Source organism: Allorhizocola rhizosphaerae, assembly GCF_003426775.1.
GTDB classification, from domain to species: Bacteria; Actinomycetota; Actinomycetes; order Mycobacteriales; family Micromonosporaceae; genus Allorhizocola; species Allorhizocola rhizosphaerae.
In genome coordinates, this window is the sequence record NZ_QJUG01000408.1 from 1 (window position 1) to 3,389 (window position 3,389).

General features: G+C 67.9%; 4 protein-coding genes. 3 read left to right on the top strand and 1 reads right to left on the bottom strand.

Annotated elements, in window-relative coordinates; all coding sequences use genetic code 11:
- The coding region (locus DM816_RS41025; RefSeq protein ID WP_117215829.1) for a leucyl aminopeptidase at positions 1-1,125 on the top strand (1,125 nt) is incomplete at its 5' end.
- Here the strand turns inward: DM816_RS41025 and DM816_RS41030 are convergent.
- Positions 1,122-1,439 carry a hypothetical protein gene (locus DM816_RS41030; RefSeq protein WP_117215830.1) on the bottom strand — a complete coding sequence of 106 codons (318 nt, stop codon included), beginning with the start codon at positions 1,437-1,439 and terminating at the stop codon, positions 1,122-1,124. The genes DM816_RS41025 and DM816_RS41030 overlap by 4 nt on opposite strands.
- Before the next feature lie 132 nt (positions 1,440-1,571).
- Between DM816_RS41030 and lpdA the strand changes: the two genes are divergently transcribed.
- Positions 1,572-2,948, top strand: coding sequence for a dihydrolipoyl dehydrogenase (gene lpdA, locus DM816_RS41035; protein WP_117215831.1), 1,377 nt, complete (start codon positions 1,572-1,574; stop codon positions 2,946-2,948).
- A gap of 43 nt (positions 2,949-2,991) precedes the next feature.
- Positions 2,992-3,389, top strand: a 398-nt coding sequence (locus tag DM816_RS41040; protein WP_342768808.1) for a biotin/lipoyl-containing protein, incomplete at its 3' end; no start/stop codon positions are given.

The following is a 3,389-nucleotide window of genomic DNA, read 5'->3' on the forward strand; positions in this document are numbered from 1 at the left end:
GTGCTGGGTGCCTACCGGTTCACCGGATACAAGGGCAAGCCTCAGCCCATCCGCAAAGACCCGGTCGGCTCGGTGTCGGTGCTCGTGCCCGACGCCCACGAGGAGGTGGCCAACAGCGAGGTGCGCCGGGCCGGAGTCGTGACCGCGGCCGTGGTGCGCACTCGCGACTGGGTCAACGCCCCGGCCAATCTGCTGCGCCCGCCGGTGTTCGCCGACGAGATCGCCAACGCGGCCGGCAAGGCGGGCCTCGACGTCGAGTTGCTCGACGAGGCGGCGCTGGCCAAGGGCGGCTTCGGCGGCATCCTGGCGGTCGGCATGGGCTCGGAGGCCAAGCCGCGCATGGTGCGCCTGACCTACAACCCGCCGGAGACGCTGGCGCCGACGAAGAAGCTCGCTTTGATCGGCAAGGGCATCACGTTCGACACCGGGGGCGTGTCGATCAAGCCGGCCCAGGGCATGTGGGAGATGAAGTCCGACATGGCGGGGGCGGCCGCGGTCGCCAGCGTGATGATCGCGCTGGCCGAGCTGAAGCCGCTGCTGCAGGTGTCGGCGTTCATCCCGATCGCGGAAAACATGCTCTCCGGCGAGGCCTACCGCCCCGGCGACGTGGTCACGATGCGCAACGGCAAGCGGGTCGAGGTGCTCAACACCGACGCCGAGGGCCGCATGATCCTGGGCGACGCGATCGCGCGCGCCTGCGAGGACAACCCCGACTATCTACTTGAGACGTCCACTTTGACCGGTGGACAGGTGATCGCGCTGGGCAAGAAGATCGCCGGCGTGATGGGCTCCGACGAGCTGTGCCAGCGGGCCAAGGTGGCCGGTGAGGCGGTGGGCGAGCCCACGTGGCCGATGCCGCTGCCCGACGAGATTCGCAAGTCGATGGAGTCGGATGTGGCCGACATTTTGCAGGTCAGCGCGGGCATGGAGCGGGCCGGGCACATGCTGCAGGGCGGTGTGTTCCTGCGCGAGTTCGTGGCCGAGGGCGTGCAGTGGGCGCACATCGACGTGGCCGGGCCCTCGTTTCACTCCGGCGAGCCGACCGGCTATTGGAGCAAGGGCGGCACGGGCGTGCCGGTGCGCATGCTGATCGCGCTCGTCGACGACCTCGCCTCCAACGGTTAACTATTGCCGGATCTCTTCTTGCGCTCGTTGTAGTCCCGCATCCGTTGGGGGTATCCGACGAGCTGCACGTCGTAGACGGGGATGGACCAGCGCTGGGCGAACTGCCGGACCGCCAACGGGCTCGGCATCCGGCGCCTGGTCCACTCGCCGTCAAAGGCGATGAGCATGACGGTCGTCTCGGTCACGGTCGTGCGCGGCTCGATGAACGCCTCCACACCGCGGCGAGTCTGCAGAAACTGCTCAAGGTGGGCTATATCGCCCGGCTTGGCCGAACGATCGGCTGACGAGCTGCTACGACGCCGGAACCACCCCACTGGCTCTCCCTCTCGCTCCAATCTCAAGGAGACAAGAGTAAAGCAGGAGTGTCGTTCGGCACCTCCCCGAGCGCGGCGCGGGCCGGAGTGACAAGATGACCGTTGGCAGCCTTGACACATGAGGGAGCGATCGTGACCGACACCTTCGACGTAGTGATCCTCGGCGGCGGCAGCGGCGGATACGCCACCGCGTTGCGCGCGTCGCAGCTGGGACTGTCCGTTGCGCTGATCGAGAAGGACAAGCTCGGTGGCACCTGTCTGCACCGCGGCTGCATCCCGACCAAGGCGCTGCTGCATGCGGGTGAGGTGGCAGACCAGACCCGCGAGTCGGCACACTTCGGCATCAACGCCGAGCTGCTGGGCGTGGACATGAAGGGTGTCAACGCCTACAAGGACGGCGTGGTCGCGGGCCTCTACAAGGGCCTGCAGGGCCTGATCAAGGCGGCCAAGGTGACCTATGTGGAGGGTGCGGGCACGCTGGTCGCGCCCAATGCGGTCGAGGTCGCCGGCACCCGTTACACGGGGCGCAACATCGTGCTGGCCACCGGGTCCTACTCCAAGACCCTGCCCGGTCTGGAGATCGACGGCGAGCGCGTGTTCGCCAGCGAGGAGGCCCTGCAGCTCGACCGGGTCCCCGCCAGCGCGATCATCCTGGGCGGCGGCGTGATCGGCGTCGAGTTCGCCAGCGCGTGGAAGTCGCTCGGCTCGGATGTGACGATTATCGAAGCCCTGCCCCGTTTGGTGCCGGCCGAGGACGCAGATCTTTCGAAGCAGCTTGAGCGGGCGTTCCGCAAGCGTGGGATCAACTTCAAGGTGGGCAAGCCGTTCGAAAAGTTCGAGAAGACCGACTCCGGCGTCAAGGTGACCATCGCGGGCGGGGAGACGTTCGAGGCCGAGCTGCTGCTCGTGGCCGTCGGGCGCGGCCCGTCGACGGCCAACTGCGGCTTCGAGTCGCAGGGCGTGAAGATGGATCGCGGTTTCGTGCTCACCGACGAGCGGCTGCGCACCAACGTGCCCAATGTTTACGCCGTCGGCGATATCGTGCCCGGGGTCCAGCTGGCGCACCGCGGCTTCCAGCAGGGCATCTTCGTGGCAGAGGAGATCGCCGGCAAGAATCCGGCACCGATCGTCGAGTCGGGCATCCCCCGCGTGACCTACTGTGACCCCGAGGTCGCCTCGGTCGGCATCACCGAGGCGCAGGCCAAGGAGAAATTCGGCGAGGGCAGCGTGGAGACCTACAACTACAACCTCGGCGGCAACGGCAAGAGCCGGATCCTGGGCACGCAGGGTTTCGTGAAGCTCGTGCGGCAGAAGGACGGCCCGGTCGTCGGCATCCACATGATCGGCGCTCGCATGGGCGAGCAGGTGGGCGAGGCGTCGCTCATCGTCAACTGGGAGGCGTTCCCGGCCGAGGTCGCGCAGTTGATTCACATGCACCCGACGCAAAACGAGGCCCTGGGCGAGGCGCACCTCGCTCTTGCGGGCAAGCCGTTGCACGCGCACAACTAGGCTTGAGCTAATTTGACTTCACCCACATAAGGAGTTCGGAGCAATGCCGGTATCGGTCACCATGCCGCGGCTGGGCGAGAGCGTCACCGAAGGCACCGTCACGCGGTGGCTCAAGCAGGAGGGCGAGCGCGTCGAGGTCGACGAGCCCCTGCTCGAGGTGTCCACCGACAAGGTCGACACCGAGATCCCGTCTCCGGCGGCTGGTGTCCTGCAGAAGATTCTCGTCGCCGAGGACGAGACGGCAGAGGTGGGTTCGGAGCTCGCGCTGATCGCGGGCGACGGCGAGGCGGCTCCCGCGGCGGCACCGTCGCAGCCGGAGGAGAAGCCGCAGGCCGCAGCCGCCCCGCAGCCCTCGCAAGAGGCCCAGGCGCCCGCACAGCCGCAGCAGGAGGCACCCGCGCAGGCAGCACCCGCGCAGGCAGCACCCGCGCAGGCAGCACC